The organism is Enterococcus sp. PF1-24, from assembly GCF_029893325.1.
Classification (GTDB): domain Bacteria; phylum Bacillota; class Bacilli; order Lactobacillales; family Enterococcaceae; genus HY326.
Window position 1 is genome coordinate 1 of record NZ_JARXWL010000001.1, and the last position, 23,140, is coordinate 23,140.

The following is a 23,140-nucleotide window of genomic DNA, read 5'->3' on the forward strand; positions in this document are numbered from 1 at the left end:
TTGGTTCAAATGAAGTTGTAATATCCAAAGATAATTGATTTATGTTATAATTATTATGCATTTGTTTAGTCCTTTCAGGATTAAATAGTAGAAGTTTGGGGTGCGACCTGTACTTCTTTTTTATTTTACTAGAAAAAACGCATGAAATGAACGATTTTTCGTTATTTCATGCGTTTTTTGTTAGAGACTTTTGTCACAGCCCCTTTTATAATTTTAAAGTGCTACATCATAAATCCAGCCAGCTGGTGCTTCAACATCGCCATATTGGATTCCTGTTAATTCATGATAAAGTTTAGTTGTCACCGGCCCGACTTCGGTTTCACTATAAAAGACGTGGAAATTATCGCCATATTGAATCCCACCAATTGGTGAAATAACTGCGGCTGTTCCACAAGCACCAGTTTCAGCAAATTCATCTAAGTTTGCTAGATAAACATCTCTTTCTTCGGTTTTTAAACCTAAATTTTCTTTTGCTAAGTACAACAGTGAATATTTGGTAATACTCGGCAAAATTGAAGGAGAAACTGGCGTAACAAAAACATTATCTTTCGTAATACCAAAGAAATTCGCTGAACCAACCTCTTCAATTTTAGTATGAGTTAATGGGTCTAAATAAATACAGTCAGAGAAGTTTCGTTCATGAGCTTCTTGCCCTGGTAACAAACTCGCTGCATAATTCCCACCAACTTTAATCGCACCAGTTCCTTGCGGTGCTGCTCGGTCATAATCAGATACTACAAAATTAGTTGGCGTTAAGCCACCTTTAAAGTAAGGCCCTACCGGCATACAGAAAACCGTAAAGATATACTCTGGTGCTGCATGAACACCGATGCTATCGCCTACCCCAATTAGCAATGGTCGTAAATATAAAGTGCCGCCACTATCTCTTGGTGGTACAAATTCTTGATTGGCTTTAACAACTTGCATCACAGCATCAATAAATTTTTCTTCCGGTACTTCTGGCATTAACAAGCGACGCGCGCTAGTGTTCATCCGTTTACTATTTTCATCAGGACGGAAAAGATTAATACCACCATCTTTACGACGATAGGCTTTCATCCCTTCAAAACATTGTTGGCCGTAATGTAAAGCCGCTGAGCCTTCACTAATGTGCAAACGATTATCTTCTGTTAACTGCCCTTCATCCCACTTGCCATCTTTCCATGTAGAAATATAGCGAAAAGGCGTTTTTATATAAGCAAACCCTAAATTATTCCAATCGATATTCATACTTTCACCCCAAATTTTTTATTGTTAGAATTTTTACACAATTCTAACACTTTATTAGAAAATTGTCATCATTTTTTTATAAAAAATCTTAAATCCTAATATTTAAGAAACTTTCAGCTTGCAAGTTTCTTTTTTTTTATGAAACTGATAAAATTAGCCTGTATCACTTAATGTATTAAAATTGGAGGTCTTCTCTTGCAAGTTTTATTAACCGCTACAACTGATTCTAGCTCCCTTGATTTAGCTCAAGAAGCAACAAAAAAATTAAATGCTTTTCAGCGTTTTTGGCAAAAGATTGATTGGGATAGCCTTTCACTAGTCATCATAGAAAAAAGTCTTTACTTAATTTTATTACTAATTATCTTTTTACTTTTTTCTCGAATCGGAAAAAGAATTATTAATCATGCCTATAAAACTTATTTGCAAAGAAGTAATTTAAGTGAAAGTCGTGCCAAAACCATTCATACGATTATTCGTAATCTTTTTCAATACACTTTATACTTCTTTTTCATCTATGCCTTTTTATCAATTATTGGCGTCCCTGTTGGCTCCTTATTAGCTGGTGCCGGAATTTTAGGGGTAGCGATTGGTTTAGGCGCTCAAGGCTTTATGAATGACATTATTACGGGTTTCTTTATCTTATTGGAAAAACAGATGGATGTTGGTGATTATATTCAATTAAGCAATCTCAACATTGAAGGCACGGTGATTTCTGTCGGGATTCGTACCGTTCAAGTGAAATCTTCCAACGGGACATTGCATTTTATTCCTAATCGCAATATTACTACCATTAGCAATCTTTCCCGTGGCAATATGCAAGTGATTGTCGATGTGCGAATTAATCCTGAAGAAGATGTAAAAAAATGCACTACCCTAATTGAAGAACTTAATTTAAATTTGGCTGCTACCTATCAAGAAGTCATCCAAACGGGTCCGACTCTATTCGGCTTAGTTGATTTAGGAAATTCTAATTTCGCTTTACGAACCATTATGTATGTTACTAACGGTCAACAGCATTTAATAAAAGAAACTTTTTTGGCTGCTTACGTTAAAGAACTCACAGCAGCAGGTTTTACTATTCCTAATACACCGATTGCGAAAATTTAAAAAGATAATAAAAAATGACTACTCCATATTTTAAAATGGAATAGTCATTTTTTTATGCTTGATCTAAAAACGTCATAAATTTGCTGATTTGTTTCACTGCAAAAGGTAAAGCTTTTTCTTTAGGATTAAACTGTGGATGATGTAAAGCATAGGGTGAATCCACACCCAACCAAAACATCGTGCCAGGAATTTTATCTAGCAGATAACCAAAATCTTCGCCAGTCATAGCAGGCTGTGCTTCACGAAAATCAACATCAGTTTGCTTTTCCATAAAACTCATAAATTTTTCTGTCTTTTCTAAATCATTTACAACTGGTAAATAGCCTTTTTGATCTAAAGTATATTCTACTTTGCAATTATAAGAAATTTCTATCCCTTTAATAACTTCTGCAATTCTTTGTTGGGTTAGATCATTCATTTCTTGTGTTAACGTGCGAATCGTGCCTGATAAATGCGCTTCACCAGCAATAACATTGGTTGTAGTGCCGGCATTAAAAGTTCCTAACGTAATTACCGCTCCTTGAATCGGATCCACGCTACGACTGACAATCGTCTGCATTTGTTGTACAAACTGACTCGCAGCCACAATCATATCATTAGCTAACTGAGGAAAAGCAGCATGACCACCTTTACCAATAAAAGTAGCTTGAATCTCACAAGTACTTGCAAATAAAGTGCCTGTTCTGGTACTGATTGTCCCTACAGGTAGCTCAGGAGCTACGTGCAAAGCATAAAACTCATCTGGCTTAAAATCATCAGCTAACACACCAGCTTCGTACATCAGCATGCCACCCGCTTCATTTTCTTCTGCTGGCTGAAATAAAATAATAAAATTATTTTTCGGCTGCTGTAAACTGAAGTTTTTCAATAAACCTAAGGCAATCGTCATATGAAAATCATGCCCACAAGCGTGCATTTGCCCCTCATGTAGTGATTGATAGTCAGAAATTACTTCTTCAGTAATTGGTAAGCCATCAATATCAGTACGCCAACCAATCGTTTTTTCAGGATTAGTTCCTTGAATTTTGACAACAATCCCTGTCTGCCACTGACGAATTTCCATATAGTCAGTTTGCATCTCAGAAATCCATTTCATCAATAATTCATTGGTTTTAAATTCCTCTAAACCAATTTCTGGAATTTGATGCAGTTGTTGCCGCATCGCAATTAATTCTTCTTCAGTAAAACCTAATGTCATAACTTTCTCCACCTTTTATTGCTATTTGATTCTGCATTTTTCTCGGCTGCAGAACAAGCTTCTTCACTTTTTTATCTATAAAAGAGCTGAAACGATAATAATTACCGTTTCAGCTCTTTAAGTAACTATTATAGTTTGCGTAAATCTTCCATAAAATTAGTTTTGTCTTTGGTTTTTTCATCAACATCTTTAATTTTACGGGCGGGAATCCCAGCAACAACAGTATTGGGGGCAACATCATCAATAACAATCGCTCCAGCTGCCACTACCGCACCTTTACCGATATGAACACCTTCAATGACTACCGCGTTAGCACCAATTAAAACATCATCTTCAACGATTACCGGTTCTGCACTCGGTGGTTCAATTACGCCAGCTAAAACAGCACCAGCGCCAATATGGCAATTTTTACCAACCGTCGCTCGACCACCAAGAATGGCACCCATATCAATCATGGTATTTTCACCAATCACAGCGCCAATATTAATAATCGCACCCATCATAATAATCGCTTGATCACCAATCTCCACTTGATCGCGAATAATTGCACCAGGCTCAATGCGAGCATTAATTTCTTTTTTATCTAACATGGGAACGGAAGAATTGCGAGCATCATTTTCAATCACGTAATCTTCAATCAAATCCTTGTTAGCTGTTAAAAAAGCTTTAATATCTTCCCACTCGCCAAATAAAACACCGGTTTTACAATTAGTGAAATTTTGAATGGTTTCAGGAAAATCAAGGCCTTTAAGTTGCCCTTTTAGTGTTACCTTAACTGGCGTTCTTTTTTTTGAATCACCAATGTATTTAATAATTTCATAAGCATCCATATAAAAACATCCTTCATTTTTTTGTTTTTTAATAGCATAACAAAACTTCTTAAAAAAATAAACTATTAATACTTAGACAAAAAATTAGTTTCCATTAGGATAGTTTTTATCAAGTTCATGGAAAGTTCGATTGACAGCTTTTAAAACTTCTTTACGAGTGACAATCCCTTTAAAAGTTTTTTCTTCATCCACTACAGGTAGAAAAGCGGCATCTACTAATAAGTGCAATAAATCTTCTAATTCCCACGTTTCAGATAGTGTCGGAACACCAACTTCCATCACATCCGCCACGGTAAAGCCGTCAACACTTTCAATATTAATGGCTTTTAACTCTAGCATTTTTTCAACCACATCAGATAAACTTAACAAGCCAACAAAACGATCGCCTTTATCTAAAACCGGAATTTTACTATATTTGACTTGTGATAAAACCAGCAAGGCATGGTTTAAAGGATTGTTAACCATAACATTAGCAACATTATCAGCAGGAATTAAAAACGTATCTTCATTTTCTAACATAAGATTCTGGACAGCAGAACTTATCATGAAAAAAATCCTCCATTCATTTTTCAAGCAGCAGGAACTTGCTTAGTAATCAGAGCTTTTGCTCTTACTACTATATTGTACTAAATTTTTGGCTATTAACGGAATAAAAAAACTGATTTTATAATAATTTTTTATTTTTTGAAAAGAAAATGTAGCTCAGGAATTTTTTGATGATTGCGACGATAGTATTGAACTTCATAGCTTTCGTCAGTAGCATCAATGATTGCATAGGCAGGAATCATAATCTTCCCTCTTGGCTGTGAAACACTACCAGGATTTAGGAAAAGGGTCTGATTGTGCATTTCACAACCGATTTGATGCGTATGACCAAATAGTGCAATCGTCGCTTGGGCTTCTTCTGCTTTCAATTCTAAACGATTTAAGCCGAAACCAACATTAACTAGATGACCATGCGTGATAAAGACGCAATCCTCACCAGTTTCAATTGTTAAACTTTCAGGATATTGTGGATCATAATCACAATTGCCACGAACTACTTTAAATGTTTGCCACAACTCATCTTGTGGACTCAATTCAGAATCACCGCAATGAAAAAAGTAATCTATCTTTCCTTGATAAGTTGTTTGAATATCAACTAAAATTGGCCGATTTCCATGATTGTCACTAACAACTAAATATTTCATCAACTATTTCCTACCTTTCATTATAAAAACAGTAACATCCTTTTAGTCAGCATATTTAAATGCTTATGCTTCTAACCATTCTTGCCAAACTTTTTTTAGTTTTTCAACAGCTAAACCGCGATGACTGATGCGATTTTTTTCAGCTGGTAATAATTCCGCTGATGTTTTATCTAACTCAGGAATCATAAATAAAGGATCATAACCAAAACCATTTTCACCTCTAGGAATACGTCCGATTAAACCTGGCCATTCCGCAGAAACAACGAGACTTTCTTTATTAGGCGCCGCAAATACCAAGGTACAATGAAATTGGGCAGTTCTTTTTTCATCAGGAACTTCGGTTAATTCATGAAGTAATTTGGCATTGTTACTAGCAGCTGTAGCTTTTTCTCCAGAAAAACGGGCAGAATAAATTCCTGGCATACCAGCTAAAGCATCAACTTTCAAACCAGAATCATCCGCTAAAACTGGTCTTTGCAAGATTTGAGCAATGGTTTCTGCTTTTAAGCGGGCGTTTTCTTCAAAAGTTTGACCCGTTTCTTCAACATCAGGTAATTCTGGAAAATCTAATAAGGTTTTCGTTTGATAACCTTTATCCGCAAATAAATCCGCAAATTCTTGTGCTTTACCCGCATTTCTAGTCGCGATAACAATCGTTTTTTCAGGTAGTTCGGCTTGCGCCCTTTTAACTGAAGTCGGTAATAAAATTTCTTTTTGATAAGTAATTAAATCTTCAATGGCATGTTTCCCTGTTAACAACATATCGTTTAACTCACTGCCAGAAAAAGTCGCTTCTTCACCCGTTCCTTGGATTTCAACGAAATTACCTGATTCCGTCATAACTAAATTCATATCAACTTTTGCAGAAGAATCTTCAACATAATCCAAATCTGCCACACAAGTGTTATCAGGTAAAATCCCCACACTAATGGCTGCTAAATGCTCTTTAATCGGATCTTCTGTTAATAAGCCTTGTGCCATTAATTGATTAACCGCTAATTTCAAAGCTACAAAAGCGCCAGTAATGCTGGCAGTTCGTGTGCCGCCATCAGCTTGCACGACATCACAATCAATAATAATGCTACGTTCCCCTAATTTTTCTAAATCAACTACTGCCCGTAAAGAACGACCAATCAAACGTTGAATTTCCATCGTCCGACCTGTTAATTTACCTTTACTGCTTTCGCGGCGATTACGGGTATTCGTTGCTCGTGGTAACATGCTGTATTCTGCGGTCACCCAACCAGTTCCTGCGCCTCTTAAAAATGGCGGTACATTTTCTTCAATCGTAGCGGAACAAATCACTTGTGTATCACCAAAAGCAATCACCACGGAACCTTCTGGATGTTTATAAACATTCGTTTGAATCGCAATTTTTCTAATTTCTTGTGGATTTCTGCCATCATGACGCATGCATTATTTCCCCCTATTTCATATCGTTATCATTATTTTTTATATTTTATCTAATTCACTTGTTAATCAACTTTAAAAGTGTTCAGCTCTATTTGTTGAACATTAGCCTTTTCAAGCTGTAGCGAGCTGCTGGCAATTTCTTCAAAAAGTTGTGGCGAACCTGTTGTATAAAATTCCTTAGTGGGTGCTGTATTCGTGGGATTGTTAGCGATATTGAAATAATCCAATAGCATACTGACTTCACCAATCGTTTCAGCACCAGAATCAATTAGCTGAACTTCTTGCCCCATCACATTTTGAATCACTGGTCGCAATAAAGGATAATGAGTACAGCCTAAAATTAAGGTATCTAATTGCTTTTTCAAAAGTGGTTGCAAGGTTTCTGCAACGACTTTTTTAGCCACTGAAGAAGCATACTGATTGCTTTCAACAATCGGTACGAATTTCGGGCAAGCCAAACTTAAAATTTGACTATCTGGTACTTTCGTAATTAAAGCCAACTCATACGCACCGCTATTCACTGTGCCAGTGGTACCAATCACGCCAATTCGTTGATTATTAGTGGCTTTTAAAGCTGCTCGGGTACCTGGTAAAATAACCCCAACAACCGGAATTGGCAGCGCGTGTTTTATTTTCTCTAAAGCGACAGCCGTTGCTGTATTACAGGCAATAACCAACATTTTTATACCTTTTTCCAGCAAAAAATGCGTCATTTCCCAAGTAAAATCAATAACTTGCGCAGCTGGTCGTGGGCCATAAGGACAACGAGCTGTATCACCTAAATAAATGATATCTTCATTAGGCAACTGTTTTAAAGCTTCCTTAACTACCGTTAACCCACCAACACCGGAATCAATAAAGCCAATCGGTCTTGTACTTGCCAAAACTATCATCCTTTAATCTTTTTATTTTCATCTCTTTATTGTCGCTTTTTTCAGCTCATTTTTCAAGTTTTTCAGTTGGAAAATAGCGATTATCCTTCAAAATACAAACGAGTGGTTTCTTCGTCTTCTTTTAACTGTTGAATTAATGCTTCAGCACCATCAAATTTAACTTGCTCACGAATCATTTGATGCCAGCGAACACTCACTTGTTCTCCATAAATTTCTTCTTTGAAATTCAAAATATAAATTTCAACAGTTAACTCGCGATTATCACCAAAAGTATCGTTATGGCCAATCGACCCCATCGCCGGATACCACTTTCCGGCAACCTTGATTTCACAAACGTAAACAGCTTCTTTCGGTAAGCGGACTGTGCGTTTACTTTGAACATTAGCAGTAGGAAAACCTAACAAGCGGCCACGAGCTTCTCCGTGAATGACTACACCTTCTGTTTCATAAACATAGCCTAATAGTTCATTCGCCATTTCCATAGCGCCTTGCGCCAACATTTCGCGAATCCGCGTGGAACTAACTTTTTCGCCAGCCACTTCTTTTTTATCAACTGTTACAATTTCAAAGCGACCTTTTGCATATTCAGGTAAGTGAGCAATATCAGCTATCTCTTTTGGCCCATAAGTATAGTCAAAGCCAGTTACCACTACTTGTGCCTGTAAAGCCACAATATACTCATCCACAAAGTCTTGTGGTGGCAATTTAGCAAAAGCTGAAGTAAATTCCACTTCATATAAAAAATCTACGCCTAAATCAACCATTTTCGTTTCTTTTTGTGAAAGGCTCGCTAAATATTTCTGCTCTTCTGCTTGTAGTTTTTTAAATACAATTGATGGATGGTGATTAAAAGTCATTAAAGCTAACTTCAAGCCCCGCTCATCAGCAATTTTTCTACCTTCATTAATTACTGCTTGATGTCCTAAATGAATGCCATCAAAAAAACCTAGTACTAACACCACCGGCGTTTGAATAATTTGTTCTTTTCTATAAGGGTGGTGAATTTTGACCGTTTTCATCATATAAACTTCTTTCTAACAGGTTTATTATTTTTCTATTTATAAACTATTTCTTAAAACTTTACTTGGTTTCAAAATATTAACTTTCGTTGGATGTTCTTTATAAACACTCACCAATAAATCTTGATAAAATAAAGCTACTTCCTCTTGATAATCTGCTTCAATTCCTAAAATAGATTTAGCTAGCGGCACGCCATTTTTAACTTTCTCCCATAATTCAAGGCTTAAATCAACTCGCGGAAATTCTGCCATAGCAGTTTCAATCGGCAATAAAATATCGTCAATCCTTTGATTTTCCATTGCGGCTGCAACTTCGGCTAAAGTTTTAGCTTGTTCTTTCGTAAAGCCACCACTGGCAGTTCTTGTTAAATCTGACATGTGAGCTGCTACTCCTAATTTTTTACCAGTATCAACAGCCAATGTTCTAACATAGGTACCTTTACCACAAACGACTTCAAAGCGCCAAGATTGTTGTTGCTTTTCAGGTAACCAAACAGCCGCGCCAATTCTGCGGAAACTTTCAATTTTAGCTTTTCGCTGTGGGCGTTCAACCGTTTCACCATTACGAGCATATTCATAAAGACGCTTGCCATTAACTTTAACCGCTGAATACATTGGCGGAATTTGCGTAATTTCACCAATAAAACTGGCCATCACTTCATCAATTTCAGCTTCAGTAAAGGGTTGTTGTAAAGAGGTTATTTCCACAATTTCGCCGCTAACATCTTCGGTCGTCGTTGAAAAACCAAGCATGATTTCCCCTTGATAAATTTTACCGCTATCAGTTAAATATTCAATCACTTTGGTCCCCTTACCAATACAGATAGGCAGCACGCCATCAACATCAGGATCTAAAGTACCACCATGACCAACTTTCTTCGTTTTTAAAATTTTTCTTAATTTAAAAACACAATCGTGGCTTGTCATACCACGCTCTTTCCATAAAGGTAAAATTCCGTCCATTATTTCTCCTCATTCATACTAAAAAATCTAGCTACATATAGAATAAATGTAACATATCTCCTCGTTGATTTCACCTATTGACATCACTTTTAAGAAAGTAATCATATTTTTCAAAAAAAATTCAATTAAAATCAATTGACTATTGTTAGTAAAAGGATTACAATACTTTTAAACATTTGTTTTTAACTAAAAACTTTTGTCCTTTAACAGAAATGAGGTGAATTCGTGAAATTGAATATCTCTCTTAATGAAAACGAAGAAAAAGTCTTGGCTTTAATTAAAAATAATCCTTTTATCCCCCAGCAAGAACTAGCCAATCAAGTGGAATTGTCTCGCTCGGCAGTGGCTAACATCATTTCAAGTTTAGTGGAAAAAGATTATTTATTAGGAAAAGCCTATGTTGTTAATGAGAATCAGCAAATTGTCTGTATTGGTGGCGCAAATGTCGATCGTAAAATTCACAGTCAAGCTGCAATTCAGCCTTATACTTCTAATCCCGCTAATTCCAGCCAAAGCGTTGGTGGCGTTGCTCGAAATATCGCTGAAAACCTTGGTAGACTCGGTTGGCCAGTTGCTATGCTAACTGTTGCTGGCAAAGATGCTGATTTTAATTTGATTCGACAAGAATCTGAGCATTATATGGATTTATCCTTTGTCGAACAAAAAGAGACTGTCGCTACCGGCTCTTACACTGCCGTTTTAGATGATACTGGCAATTTATTTGTTGCTTTAGCAGATATGGATGCTTATCAATTATTAACACCAGAGCTATTCAAGTCAAAAGAAAAGCTTTTACGTAATGCTAAATGCATCATCGCCGATTTAAATTGTTCTTCAGAAAGCTTAGAATATTTATTAACTTTCGGCAAAGAATTACAAAAACCAGTAATTTTTATCCCAGTTTCTTCTCCTAAAATAAAAAATCTACCTAAAGATCTATCTGGTCTTACTTGGTTAATCACTAATTGTGATGAGTCTGAAACTTATTTTAATTGCAAAATTAAGTCACAGGCAGATTGGCAACAAGTCGTTGAAAAATGGCTGGCTTTAGGCATTGAAAATGTGATTGTTACTAAAGGAACTGACGGTGCTTTAGCTGGCAACCAACAAGGTGAACGCATCCATCAACCTGCCTTAACAGTGGAGCATTTAGTGGATGTAACCGGCGCTGGCGATGCTTTTTGCGCCGCAATTGTTGATGCTTGGCTAGATAATCATTCCTTAAAAGAAGCTTTACAGCAAGCAACTGTTAACTCAGTTAGAACGATTGAATCAAGTTTTACCGTACGTCCTGAATTATCAAAAAATCAATTATTAAATGACATGGAGGAATTAATAAAATGAAAGAATATATCGTATTATCAGAAGAAGTAAAAATGGCTAAAGAAAAAGGTCTACCAATCGTTGCATTAGAATCAACAATCATCTCACACGGTATGCCTTATCCTCAAAATGTACAAACAGCTCGTGAAACAGAAGAAATCATTCGCAAATATAACGCTGTTCCTGCAACAATTGCTTTAATCGACGGCAAAATTAAAATTGGGTTATCTGATGAAGAATTAGAAATGTTCGGTAGCAGCCAAGGCGTTGCAAAAGTTTCTCGTCGTGATATGGGTTACCTTTTAGCAACAAAACAATTAGGTGCTACTACCGTAGCAGCAACGATGATTTGTGCTGATTTAGCTGGTATTCGTTTCTTCGTAACTGGCGGTATCGGTGGCGTTCACCGTGGTGCCGAAACAACAATGGATATTTCTGCCGACTTAGAAGAATTAGCTAAAACTAATGTTGCCGTAATTTGTGCCGGTGCGAAATCAATTTTAGATTTAAACTTAACAATGGAATATTTAGAAACAAAAGGTGTACCGGTCTTTGGTTATAAAACAGATGTCCTACCTTCATTCTTCTCAAGAACAAGTAATATTAAATTACAATACAACATCGATAACCCAGAAACTGTAGCTAAAGCTATGAAAGCCAAATGGGATCTTGATCTTGATGGCGGTGCAATTATTGCCAACCCAATCCCAGAAGCTTATTCAATGGATGAAGCCTTCATTAACGGCGCTATCGAAGAAGCCCTTAAAGAAGCTGATGAAAAAAATATTGCTGGTAAAGACGTAACACCTTTCTTACTTGGTAAAATCAAAGATATTACAGACGGTAAGAGCTTAGAGTCTAACATCGCATTAGTAAAACACAATGCTGAAGTTGGCGCACAAATCGCTGTTGCATATAACAATTTATAAAATAAATATTTATTAGAAAAAAACCGCAAATTTGCGGTTTTTTTTACAGTTATTATTCGACCTACTCTTAAATGCTTTACAACTAATAACTAAAAGAGAATAAAAAATTAATAATTAAAAAATCCGTAACCCTAACTTAGCAAATCAGCTAAGCTTGAGGTTACGGATTTCTTTGTTTTAATCTTTATTTAGATTTCTTAGTAATTCATCAATGTGATTACCATATTTTACTGATTCATCCATTTCAAATAATAACTCAGGGGTTTTGTAAAGCGTTAAAGCTTGACCTAATTCACGACGAATTAAACCTTTGGCTTTCTCTAAACCATCTTGAGCTTTCTTTTGATCAGAAGCTAAATCAGAAAGCAAGCTATAATAAATAGTTGCTTGTTGTAAATCACCAGTTACGCGGACATCAGTAATTGTAACGTCCTGCACACGGGGATCACGAACTTTTTTTCTTAAAATTTGATTAATCTCTTTGAGAATTTCTTGACCGACTCGGCGATCACGATAATTAGCCATCTTTCGGCCTCCTTATTTTATAGTCAAATGATCCTAATCGTTTTTAATTTCTTCCATAACATAGCCTTCGATTACATCGTCAACTTTTAAGTCGTTGAAGTTTTCAACCATGGCACCACATTCAAAGCCTAATTTCACTTCTTTCACATCATCTTTGAAGCGTTTCAAGCTAGCTAATGTTCCTTCGAAAATAACGATACCGTCGCGAATCACACGAACGCCACTCTCTCTTTGAATAGAACCTTCAGTTACGTAACAACCAGCAATTGTGCCGACTTTAGAAACTTTATAAAGTTCCCGAACAACCATTTGACCAGTAATTTTTTCTTCAAATTCAGGATCAAGCATACCTTTCATGGCTGTTTCGATTTCATCAATAGCTTTATAGATGATTCGGTGTAAGCGAATATCAACTTCTTCACCTTCAGCTTGTTGTTTCGCTTGTGGTGTTGGACGAACATTAAACCCGATAATAATCGCGTTACTTGCTGCGGCTAAAGTAACATCACTTTCATTAATTGCTCCTACTGCTGAGTGAACAATTTTAACTCGTACGCCTTCAACTTCAATTTTTTGTAATGAAGCGGCTAAAGCTTCAGCAGAACCTTGAACGTCGGCTTTAATAATTACATTAACGTCTTTCAATTCGCCTTCTTTTAAGCTTTCAAACAAGTTATCTAATGTTACCCGGCTACTTGCAGCACGTTGTTCAAGTAAAGCCCGTTTGCCACGTTCTTCACCTGCTGCCCGTGCAGTTTTTTCATCTTCAAAGACTACGAAACGATCACCGGCTTGTGGTACATCGTTCAAACCAGTAATTTCAACTGGTGTTGCTGGTCCAGCAACTTTATCACGACGACCTAAATCATTAGTCATTACCCGTACACGACCGAAAGTATTACCGACAACAATTGGATCTCCTACATTTAAAGTTCCTTGTTGAACTAATAAAGTAGCAACTGGTCCTTTACCTTTATCTAGGCGCGCTTCGATTACAGTTCCGATTGCGCGTTGTGTTGGATCAGCTTTTAAGTCTTCCATTTCAGCAACTAATAGAATCATTTCTAATAATTCTTCAATATTTTGATTGAATTTAGCTGAAATTTGCACGAAAATTGTATCGCCGCCCCAATCTTCAGGAATTAAACCATGTTCACTTAATTCTTGCATCACGCGGTCTGGGTTAGCACCAGGTTTATCAATTTTATTAACTGCTACAATAATTGGTACATTGGCAGCTTTAGCGTGGTTAATCGCTTCAACTGTCTGTGGCATTACACCATCATCAGCAGCAACAACTAAAATTGTGATATCAGTGATACTTGCGCCCCGCGCCCGCATACTTGTGAAGGCCGCGTGTCCTGGTGTATCTAAGAAAGTAATTGGTTTGCCGTTAATATCAATTTGGTAGGCACCAATATGCTGAGTAATTCCGCCAGCTTCGCCACTAGTTACGCGAGAATTTCTTAGCGTATCTAACAAGGTTGTTTTACCATGGTCAACGTGCCCCATAATCGTAACAACTGGTGGACGAGAAACTAAGTTTTCTTCTTTTAATTCTTCTGGTTCAAAGAATTTATCAATATCAGCGATATCAATTTGAATTTTTTCTTGTGCTTCCATGCCGTAGTCAACCGCTAATAATTCAATCGTATCTTTATCAAGAGATTGATTTTGGTTAACCATTACACCCATCATAAAGAGTTTTTTGATGATTTCAGCTGGCTCGCGATGAATTTTCTTAGCGATATCAGCCACGTTCATACCTTCAGTATATTCTAAAACATCTGGTAATTCTCTAAATTTACGTGGTGGCACAGCAGGTTTTTGAGATTGTGGTTGCTGTTTGCCTTTTTTACCTTTTTTGTTAAAACGATTACGATTTTGGTTGTAATTGTTATAGCCGCCACGTTGTTTTTGTTTATTTTCACCAAAGTTCTTTTTCCGTTCGTTAGCAGCTGCATTTTCAGTTGCTGGACGAGCTGGTGCTGTCGTATTTTGCGGACGGTTTTGAACTGGCGCATTATTTTGTGGACGATTTTGTCCTTGATTGTTCTGTGGACGATTCTGTTGCCCTTGTGAATTTTGTGGTCTGTTTTGACCTTGGTTCCCTTGCGGACGATTATTTTGATTCTGTCCTTGTGGGCGATTTTGATTTTGACTCGTTTGATTTGGTCTGTTTTGTTGTGTCATAGGGCGATTAGTCTGTTGTCCTTGCTTTGAATTTTGGTTCTGACTTTGTTGGTTACGGTTTTGATTTTTAGCTTGGTCCCCTTTAGCATAGGGTTGTCTAGGTGCAACTGTTTCTTGTTTCGATAAGTTAGAAACTTGTTGTCTTGCTCTTTCCAATGACTTAGCAGCTACACTTGGATCTCTTTGTGGTTCGCTTGCTTTTTGAATTGGTTTTTGATTTGGCTTTTGATTTTGAACAGGTCGTTTCCCTTGTTCTTGTGGTCGTTGATTTTTATTTCCAGGTTGTCCATGTTGAACTTTACCATTTTTATTAACTGAAACTGCTTTTGTTTGGTTACGATTAACAAAATTAGGATTGTTCAGAGAACTTCTCCCTTGGATTTTTTTCTCTTTTGTGCCTTGTTGCGTCGCATTTTGGTTAGCTGGTTGTTGTTTTGCTGGTTTTTCTTGCACTGACTGATTGCTAGTAGTTGGCTTTTTACCAAAAGCTCCTTTTAGCTGTGTTGCTTCCGCTTCAGAAATAGCTCCCATGTGATTTTTCACAGACATCCCCATTTCTTGTGCTTTCGTCACAATATCCTTGCTAGACTTATCTAGCTCTTTTGCAAGTTCGTAAATTCTTATTTTCCCCATGCAATCACCTTCCTAACCTTGAATTAGTTCCTCAAACTTTCTCCCGAAGCCTTCATCAACGATAGCAATAATCATACGCTTTCGTCCGATTGCTAGGCTTAGTTCGGTTTCATCAAAAGTAAAATTGATTGGAACTTTATAATAAAGACATTTATCTGTAAGTCTTTTTCTTGTATTTTCACTGGCGTCATTCGCTACAAAAACAAATTTTGCTTGCTCTTTTTGAATGGTTTTAATTACCATTTCTTCACCAGTAACCAGTTTACCTGCACGCATGGCAAGTCCTAAAAAATTCAACACTGCTTGTTTATTCATTACCAAATAGCTCTTTTCTTGCTTTTTGATGAGTGACATAATCTAACAACTCTTGATAAAATTCATCTGTTAAAGTTGTTTCTAAGACTCGATCAAGGATTTTTTTATCCCAAGCTTTTTGGACTTCAGCAGGCTCGATAGCCACATAAGCACCACGTCCGGGCATTTTTCCAGTCGGATCAATTGAAACAACGCCTTCTTTAGAACGAGTAATGCGAATCAGTTCTTTTTTTGGTTTCATTTCACCAGAAACAACTGATTTACGTAAAGGAATTTTTCTTTTCTTCATTGATCAGCCCTCCTATATCCTTAAGCTTTATTCTTCTGTATCAAAGACTTCTTCTTCAATAATTGTTTCTACAACTTCTTCAGCAACTTCAGCTTCATAAGCGGCATAAAAATCAGCCATATCAGATTCAGATTTAATATCAATTTTATGATTTGTTAATTTAGCTGCTAAACGAGCATTTTGTCCTCGTTTACCAATCGCTAATGACAATTGGAAATCAGGTACGACAACGGTACAAGCTTTAGGATTTTCTTCATCAAAGATAACATCCACTACTTGGGCTGGATTTAATGAATTAGCGATAAAGACTGCTGGGTCTTCATTCCATTCAACAATATCCATATTTTCGCCTTTAAGTTCATTAACAATTGCTTGCACACGTTGACCTTTAGGACCTACACAAGTTCCTACTGGGTCAATGTTTTCATCATTAGAACGAACCGCAATTTTTGAACGGTCGCCAGCTTCACGAGCGATGCTAACAATTTCAACAATTCCTTCATAAACTTCAGGAACTTCTTGTTCAAATAAACGACGTAATAAATCTGGATGACTACGACTTACAAAGACTTGTGGGCCTTTAGAAGTGTTTTCTACCCGAGAAACGTAAACTTTAATCCGATCATGGGGTTGATAAAACTCATTTGGCATTTGGTCTTGTTTAGAAAGAACAGCTTCGATTTTACCTAAATTTACATAGATATAACGATTGTCTTGTCTTTCAACAATTCCTTGCATAATATCTTTTTCATATTGGCTAAATTCATTGTAAATGATAGTTCTTTCAGCTTCACGAACTCGTTGCAAAATAACTTGTTTAGCTGTTTGCGCTGCAATCCGACCAAAATCTTTTGGTGTTACTTCAAAACGAATTTTGTCACCAATTTCATAAGCCGCATTAATTTTAATCGCTTCTTCTAAAGAAATCTCTAATTGTGAATCCATTACTTCTTCGGTAACTTCTTTAACAGAATATACATGGATGTTGCCTTTTTTATTATCAAATTCTACTTCAACATTTTGGGCTTGACCATAATGTCTTTTATAAGCAGAAACTAAGGCTGCTTCTAAAGCTTCAATAACGATTTCTTTTCCAATTCCCTTTTCAGCTTCTAAAGCATCTAAGGCATTTAACATTTCTTTACTCATTTTCTCTTATTCCTCCACCGGTTTAAAATTGAATCGCTAAACGAGCTTTTGCAATATTTTTTCGATTAATTGTCAATTCTTTTTCTCTAGTTTTAATACGAATCTTCAACACAAGGCTTTCTTGGTCAAGACTGACTAAAGTGCCTTCTAATTGCTTCTCACCTTCAACAGCTTGGTAAAAAGAAAGATGAATATACTTATCAATAGCATTTTGATAATCTTTTTCTTTCTTTAAAGGACGCTCTGCACCAGGAGAAGAAACTTCTAGAAAATAGGCTTGAGGAATTGGATCAGGTTCAATGCTATCTAGTTTCTCACTGAGTTGTTCGCTAACAAAGACGCACTCTTCAATATCAATGCCACCTTCTTTGTCGATATACACACGTAAAAACCAGTTTTTACCTTCTTTAACAAATTCTACTTCTACCAGTTCAAAATTTTGTTCTTCCACGATTGGTAACACTAAATCAGTAACTGTTTCTACTACGCTACTCAATTGTTTCCGCCTCCTTCTGTTGAGTTCCGTATTTCCATTAAAAAGAGTGAGCGAAAAATCCGCTCACTCACAATTAGTATCATTACCAAGGATTAGTATATCATAGATTTAAAGATAACTCAATGCTGGAAACCGCTAAATAAGTAAGTGGCTTACCTATTCAACAGGTTAGCTTATTTTGTATGTTAATAAACATTTGGATTAACAATTTCGTAACGAGCTATGTCTTTGTCAAACATAAACTCAAATTTCACTTTCTGTCCCTTTGTCCAATTAGCCGCATTAATGTATTGAGTACCAATAATTACATTATCAGCATCAAAAATACTTACTGATGCTGAAAAATTCATAATATCTTTAGAAGTTGTATTTTCAACAACAGCTTCATAGTTTTTCCAAGTATCATCATATTCTTTTGGAACATAATTAAAAACTACAGATGCCAATAATGCTTCTAACTCTTTATTAAAAGTAATATCCTTTTTAACTTCATTACCTTTAGCTCTCAAGTCTTCGAGAGTTGATTGATATTTTTCATCAAGAACTACTGAATAATTATCTGTAATGTCTAAAAGTAACTCTGTCCGATTAGCATAATGTTGATTCCATTCATCATTAAAAGAATCAGCGCCGTAATTAGAAATAGTTTCTATACCAGAAGTCAGCTCATTAATATAGCTTAAAGCTTTTTCTTGTAATTTAGAGTCTTCAAATTTTTCGTCTTTAAATGCTGCTAGTTCATCTAATTCCATTTGAGTTGCTTTTCTAAGACTTTCTTTTTCATTATCAGTATAACCGCTCGCTACATAGTCCCATCTAGTTTCTAACCCTTTAGCAATTGATTTTAAAAATCTACTGTCTGCATAATTTGGTCCTGTTGATTCTGTGGTTTCTGTTGTAGCCTTTCCTGAAGTACAACCAGACATCACAAATAACAATGTCAATAAAGCAAACCCAAACTTTTTCAATTTATTCATTTTTTTCTCCTTGTATTCAATAAAATTTTCTCAAGTAGTTTAACATATTAATAAAAATATTGCACTATTTTATATAGTACCTCATCTAGTTTCTATTTATTAAAGCATATCAAAAAGTGACAATTGATTTTCATCCGGCAAATCTTTTAATACACCATTATCGTTCATATACTCTATTAATGTTTTGGAAACTTTTCCCCGGGTAGCTAAGTCTTCTTTTGATAGAAATTCTTCTTCTTCCCGTGCTGCAACGATTTGTTTCGCCACGTTTTCTCCCAAACTCGGTACTGCTCTAAATGGTGCAATTAATTTATTACCTTCAATCACAAAGTTTTTCGCATCAGATTTATATAAATCAATCATGCCAAACTCAAAACCTCGCTCCAACATTTCATTAGCTAACTCTAGTACCGTTAACAAATTCTTTTCTTTAGTAGAAGCTTCAAGACCTTTATCAGTGATTTCTTGCATGCGAGCTTTAACCGCCGCCTTGCCTTTCGACATAGCAACTAAATCAAAATCATCTGCTCGAACTGAGAAATAAGCACAATAATATAAAATTGGGAAATAAACTTTGAAATAAGCCACCCGCAAAGCCATCAATACATAAGCTGTCGCATGGGCTTTCGGGAACATATATTTAATTTTAGAACAAGAATCAATATACCACTCAGGCACATTATTTTCTCGCATCGCTTTTAAATAAGTTTCCCGCAACTCATCATCAATTTTATTCCATTGACCTTTACGCACTGTCTCCATAATTTTGAAGGCCATACCACTTTCTAAGCCAGCATGAATCAAGTAAACCATAATATCATCCCGACAACCGATTACTTCAGCAAGGTTGGCTTCACCACGCCGAATTAATTCGTCAGCGTTACCTAAATAAACGTCGGTCCCATGGGAAAGCCCAGAAATTTGTAGTAGTTCCGCAAAAGTTGAAGGATTAGTTTGATCTAACATCCCCCGAACAAAACGCGTCCCAAATTCAGGGATTCCTAAAGTTCCTGTTTTTGAATAAATTTGCTCTGGGTCAACGCCTAAAACTTCAGTTCCAGAGAAAATCCGCATCACTTCAGGATCATCAGCTGGAATCGTTTTAGGATCAATCCCTGATAAATCCTGCAACATCCGAATTACGGTTGGATCATCATGTCCCAGAATATCGAGTTTTAACACATTATCATGAATGGAATGGAAATCAAAATGGGTAGTTTTCCATTCGGCATTTTGATCATCAGCAGGAAATTGAACAGGTGTGAAATCATAAACATCCATATAATCAGGAATTACAATAATCCCCCCCGGATGCTGACCCGTTGTTCGCTTCACGCCAGTGGCGCCTTTCGCTAAACGATCAATTTCCGCTGAACGAATTTGCATATTATTATCTCGTTCATAACCTTTAACGAAACCATAAGCTGTTTTATCGGCAACCGTACCAATAGTTCCTGCCCGATAAACATACTCTTCACCGAAAAGCACTTTTGTATAGTCATGGGCTTTCGCTTGATATTCACCAGAGAAATTTAAATCAATATCGGGTACTTTATCTCCGTAAAATCCTAAGAAAGTTTCAAATGGGATATCGTGACCATCTTTAAAGAGACGAGTGTCACATTTCGGACAATTTTTCTCAGGCATATCAAAACCAGAACCATATGTTCCATCTTCATAAAACTCAGAATACTGACAATTCGGACAGTGATAATGTGGCGCTAACGGATTAACTTCCGTAATCCCCGTCATAGTGGCAACAAAACTAGAGCCTACCGAACCACGAGAACCTACCAAATAACCGTCTTCCATACTTTTATGCACCAGTTTTTGTGAGATTAAATAAATTACTGAGAAACCATTACCAATAATGGAATCCAATTCTTTTTTCAAGCGTTTTTCAACAATATCTGGTAAAGGATCCCCATATAATTCTTTGGCGCGATTATAACTTAAATCCGTAATTTCTTGCTCAGAACCGGGAATTTTTGGCGTATATAATTCATCTTTAACAGGGATAACTTCTTCACAAGCTTCCGCCAATTGATTTGGTGCTTCCACCACAATTCTTTTGGCTATCTCTTCTCCTAAAAATTGAAAAGCGGTTAGCATCTCATCTGTCGTTCTAAAATGCACAGCCGGTAAGGAATGCCGATTTAAAGGATTCGCTCCCCCCATAGAATTAATTAAAATTTTACGGTAAATCGCATCTTCTTCATTTAAATAATGCACATTCCCCGTTGCCACCACTGGTTTTCCTAATTCATCACCAATCGCAATCAAATTACTAATAATTTCTTCCAAATCTTTTTCAGATTTCACCATTTCTTGCTCTAACAAAGGTGCATAAACAGCTTTGGGCATCACTTCAATATAATCATAAAATTTTGCCCGCTCTTTTGCTTCATCCACCCCTTTTTGCATCATGGCTTCAAAAACTTCCCCTTGACTACAGGCTGTTCCGATTAGTAAACCTTCACGAAACTTGCTTAGTTGTGAGCGTGGAATCCGTGGTACTCTTTCAAAATATTCAACATTTGACATGGAAATCAATTTAAATAGATTTTTCAAACCGGCTTGCGTTTGCGCTAAAACTGTTGCGTGAAACGGTCGCGCCCGCTTGTAAGAGTCACCTTCACCAATATGAGCATTTAATTGATCGTGGAAAAGCATCTGATGATTTTCCATCGCTTCTTTAATAAAAATCCACGCTAAATGACCGGTTGCTTCCGCATCAAAAATAGCTCGGTGATGCTGCTCTAAGCTGACACCAAATTTTTTCGATAGCACCCCTAAACCAAAACGTTTAAAATCAGGATATAAATAACGCGCCAATTCTAACGTATCGATTACAGGATTTTCGGCATCAAGTATGCCATATTTTTGATAACTAGTGTTTAAGAAACCCATATCAAATGCGGCATTATGGGCAACTAAAATACTATCTTTTGAAAACTCTAAAAACAGCCGCAGCACTTCTTCTTCACTCTTGGAACCTCTAACCATTTCATCCGTAATACCAGTTAAATTAATAGTTGTTGCCGAAAGTGGATGACCAGGATCAATAAATTCATCAAAGCTTTCTAAGACATTCCCTTTATGCATTTTGACAGCGGCTAACTCAATAATCGTATCGTAAACCGCAGATAAACCAGTGGTTTCCACATCAAATACTACATAAGTGCCATCGCTTAAATTTTCATGAGCATCATTATAAGCAATCGGTACTCCGTCATCAACAACATTGGCTTCAATACCATAAATAATTTTCACACCGGCTTTTTTACCAGCATTATGGGCATCAGGAAAAGCTTGCGCACCGCCATGATCCGTAATCGCTATCGCTTTATGCCCCCACTTACCCGCTTGAGCGACTAAATCACCAATATTATTAGTGGCGTCCATCGTACTCATATTACTGTGAAGATGTAGCTCTACTCTTTTTTCGCCCTCTGGTGCATAATCTTTCCGCGGGGCTTTTTTCACTTCGGTAATATCATTAGCGTTCATGACTAAATCCCGCATAAAAGTGTCTTCTTGCACACTACCACGAACTTTTAACCAATCGCCAGTATTAATTGCTTCAAAAGCAGCTTCGTCATCATCACCATTAGAAAATTTCTTAATACTAAAGGAAGAAGTGTAATCGGTAACTTTCATAATAAGCAACTTCCGTTTGGATTTTAACTCTCTGATTTCTTTAGAGAAAACCATACCTTCAATTGTTACGCGCCGTTCTTCTTCAATAATTTCGCTCATTGGCGTAATGACTTCATCATTAGGAATCGTACGTCCTAGTTGCAAGGGACCACTAGCAGCAGGTCCTTGTGATTGTTGGACTTTCTTCCTTTGTTCATGATTAGCCAAATTCTCAGCCGCTTGGCGCATGAATAATTCTTGTTGCTCTCTTTGTTTTTCTTCAAAAGCAATTTGAGCTTGCTGTGCTTGCTCGTGATCAACTTCAGGAATAATTTGAAATTTTGGAAAACCTAATTGTTGATAGTAACCTTGCACTTGGGGTAAAAATTGTTGCCGCAAATAATCAATCATCGCTTCATTGCTAACCGATATCATGATTTTTTCTTCTTTAATTACTGGTAACTGCTGTTTGATGGCTTGTTGCGCCACTTTATTATCATTACAGTAGTCTTGTAAAATGACTTGCCAATAATCTTGTAAAAGACTTTCATCATAACTATTATCTTCAGTCTTAATTTTTAATTGGACTTCCGCAATTTCTTGAAAAGCTAAACTTAATTGCATCTGAAAAGAGCGGTATAAAGCAATTGGTAAAATTTTCGGAAACTGTAAAGTAAACTCCCAGATTCGCGATTTTTGATGGACAACCACACCAGCAATTTCCCCCGCCTTAATCAACGAATTTTCTCGCTCTTCAGGATTTAATTGCATTTGATCTAATAAATTATTAAACATTTCTATCTTTTGGGACAAAAAAGCAACTCCCTTC

20 protein-coding genes are annotated in these 23,140 nt (G+C 36.5%); 3 read left to right on the forward strand and 17 right to left on the reverse strand.

What is annotated here, in order from left to right; translation table 11 throughout:
• Positions 1-213: 213 nt before the first annotated feature.
• The gene (locus tag M2139_RS00005; protein WP_280736722.1) at positions 214-1,230 is read right to left on the reverse strand and encodes a branched-chain amino acid aminotransferase; all 1,017 of its coding nucleotides are present in this window, start codon (positions 1,228-1,230) and stop codon (positions 214-216) included.
• 180 nt (positions 1,231-1,410) lie between these two features.
• Here M2139_RS00005 and M2139_RS00010 point away from each other — a divergent pair, with 180 nt between their 5' ends.
• Entirely contained in the window at positions 1,411-2,337 is a 927-nt protein-coding gene (locus tag M2139_RS00010; protein ID WP_280736899.1) for a mechanosensitive ion channel domain-containing protein, read from the forward strand.
• Positions 2,338-2,389: 52 nt separating this feature from the next.
• On the opposite strand, the gene M2139_RS00015 is transcribed toward M2139_RS00010, so the two are convergent.
• The 8 genes from M2139_RS00015 to truB form a co-directional block, all read right to left on the reverse strand.
• A complete protein-coding gene (locus M2139_RS00015; protein ID WP_280736724.1) occupies positions 2,390-3,535 on the reverse strand; it encodes an N-acetyldiaminopimelate deacetylase in 1,146 nt (381 codons plus the stop codon).
• Between the two features lie 128 nt (positions 3,536-3,663).
• Complete coding sequence (dapD, locus tag M2139_RS00020) at positions 3,664-4,365, reverse strand: 2,3,4,5-tetrahydropyridine-2,6-dicarboxylate N-acetyltransferase (protein ID WP_280736725.1); 702 nt, start codon at positions 4,363-4,365, stop codon at positions 3,664-3,666.
• An 84-nt stretch (positions 4,366-4,449) separates the two neighbouring features.
• On the reverse strand, positions 4,450-4,911 hold the full coding sequence (gene cbpB / locus M2139_RS00025; protein ID WP_280736726.1) for a cyclic-di-AMP-binding protein CbpB: 462 nt from the start codon (positions 4,909-4,911) through the stop codon (positions 4,450-4,452).
• A gap of 131 nt (positions 4,912-5,042) precedes the next feature.
• Complete coding sequence (locus M2139_RS00030) at positions 5,043-5,555, reverse strand: metallophosphoesterase (protein WP_280736727.1); 513 nt, start codon at positions 5,553-5,555, stop codon at positions 5,043-5,045.
• A gap of 63 nt (positions 5,556-5,618) precedes the next feature.
• Positions 5,619-6,968, reverse strand: coding sequence for a ribonuclease PH (rph, locus tag M2139_RS00035; RefSeq protein ID WP_280736728.1), 1,350 nt, complete (start codon positions 6,966-6,968; stop codon positions 5,619-5,621).
• Between the two features lie 62 nt (positions 6,969-7,030).
• Positions 7,031-7,861 carry a glutamate racemase gene (gene racE, locus M2139_RS00040; RefSeq protein WP_280736729.1) on the reverse strand — a complete coding sequence of 277 codons (831 nt, stop codon included), beginning with the start codon at positions 7,859-7,861 and terminating at the stop codon, positions 7,031-7,033.
• A gap of 80 nt (positions 7,862-7,941) precedes the next feature.
• Positions 7,942-8,880: a riboflavin biosynthesis protein RibF gene (gene ribF / locus M2139_RS00045; RefSeq protein ID WP_280736900.1), complete on the reverse strand. Its 939-nt coding sequence runs from the start codon at positions 8,878-8,880 to the stop codon at positions 7,942-7,944.
• Positions 8,881-8,919: 39 nt separating this feature from the next.
• A complete protein-coding gene (gene truB, locus M2139_RS00050; protein ID WP_280736730.1) occupies positions 8,920-9,843 on the reverse strand; it encodes a tRNA pseudouridine(55) synthase TruB in 924 nt (307 codons plus the stop codon).
• A 225-nt stretch (positions 9,844-10,068) separates the two neighbouring features.
• Between truB and M2139_RS00055 the strand changes: the two genes are divergently transcribed.
• Together M2139_RS00055 and M2139_RS00060 are read left to right on the forward strand one after the other, a co-directional pair.
• Positions 10,069-11,187 carry a carbohydrate kinase gene (locus M2139_RS00055; RefSeq protein ID WP_280736731.1) on the forward strand — a complete coding sequence of 373 codons (1,119 nt, stop codon included), beginning with the start codon at positions 10,069-10,071 and terminating at the stop codon, positions 11,185-11,187.
• On the forward strand, positions 11,184-12,095 hold the full coding sequence (locus M2139_RS00060; protein ID WP_280736732.1) for a pseudouridine-5'-phosphate glycosidase: 912 nt from the start codon (positions 11,184-11,186) through the stop codon (positions 12,093-12,095). Before M2139_RS00055 ends, M2139_RS00060 begins: the two co-directional genes overlap by 4 nt.
• A gap of 177 nt (positions 12,096-12,272) precedes the next feature.
• On the opposite strand, the gene rbfA is transcribed toward M2139_RS00060, so the two are convergent.
• The 8 genes from rbfA to M2139_RS00100 form a co-directional block, all read right to left on the reverse strand.
• Positions 12,273-12,620 carry a 30S ribosome-binding factor RbfA gene (gene rbfA / locus M2139_RS00065; RefSeq protein ID WP_280736733.1) on the reverse strand — a complete coding sequence of 116 codons (348 nt, stop codon included), beginning with the start codon at positions 12,618-12,620 and terminating at the stop codon, positions 12,273-12,275.
• A gap of 33 nt (positions 12,621-12,653) precedes the next feature.
• Positions 12,654-15,446 (reverse strand): translation initiation factor IF-2, encoded by a 2,793-nt coding sequence (infB, locus tag M2139_RS00070; RefSeq protein WP_280736734.1) that lies wholly within the window; start codon positions 15,444-15,446, stop codon positions 12,654-12,656.
• 12 nt (positions 15,447-15,458) lie between these two features.
• Entirely contained in the window at positions 15,459-15,761 is a 303-nt protein-coding gene (locus tag M2139_RS00075) for a YlxQ-related RNA-binding protein (protein WP_280736735.1), read from the reverse strand.
• Positions 15,754-16,050: a YlxR family protein gene (locus tag M2139_RS00080; RefSeq protein WP_280736736.1), complete on the reverse strand. Its 297-nt coding sequence runs from the start codon at positions 16,048-16,050 to the stop codon at positions 15,754-15,756. Before M2139_RS00080 ends, M2139_RS00075 begins: the two co-directional genes overlap by 8 nt.
• Positions 16,051-16,077: 27 nt before the next feature.
• The gene (gene nusA / locus M2139_RS00085; protein ID WP_280736737.1) at positions 16,078-17,199 is read right to left on the reverse strand and encodes a transcription termination factor NusA; all 1,122 of its coding nucleotides are present in this window, start codon (positions 17,197-17,199) and stop codon (positions 16,078-16,080) included.
• A gap of 22 nt (positions 17,200-17,221) precedes the next feature.
• Positions 17,222-17,695: a ribosome maturation factor RimP gene (gene rimP, locus M2139_RS00090; RefSeq protein ID WP_280736738.1), complete on the reverse strand. Its 474-nt coding sequence runs from the start codon at positions 17,693-17,695 to the stop codon at positions 17,222-17,224.
• A 185-nt stretch (positions 17,696-17,880) separates the two neighbouring features.
• The gene (locus M2139_RS00095) at positions 17,881-18,672 is read right to left on the reverse strand and encodes an FxLYD domain-containing protein (RefSeq protein WP_280736739.1); all 792 of its coding nucleotides are present in this window, start codon (positions 18,670-18,672) and stop codon (positions 17,881-17,883) included.
• Positions 18,673-18,771: 99 nt separating this feature from the next.
• Positions 18,772-23,124: a PolC-type DNA polymerase III gene (locus tag M2139_RS00100; RefSeq protein WP_280736740.1), complete on the reverse strand. Its 4,353-nt coding sequence runs from the start codon at positions 23,122-23,124 to the stop codon at positions 18,772-18,774.
• Between the last annotated feature and the right edge of the window lie 16 nt (positions 23,125-23,140).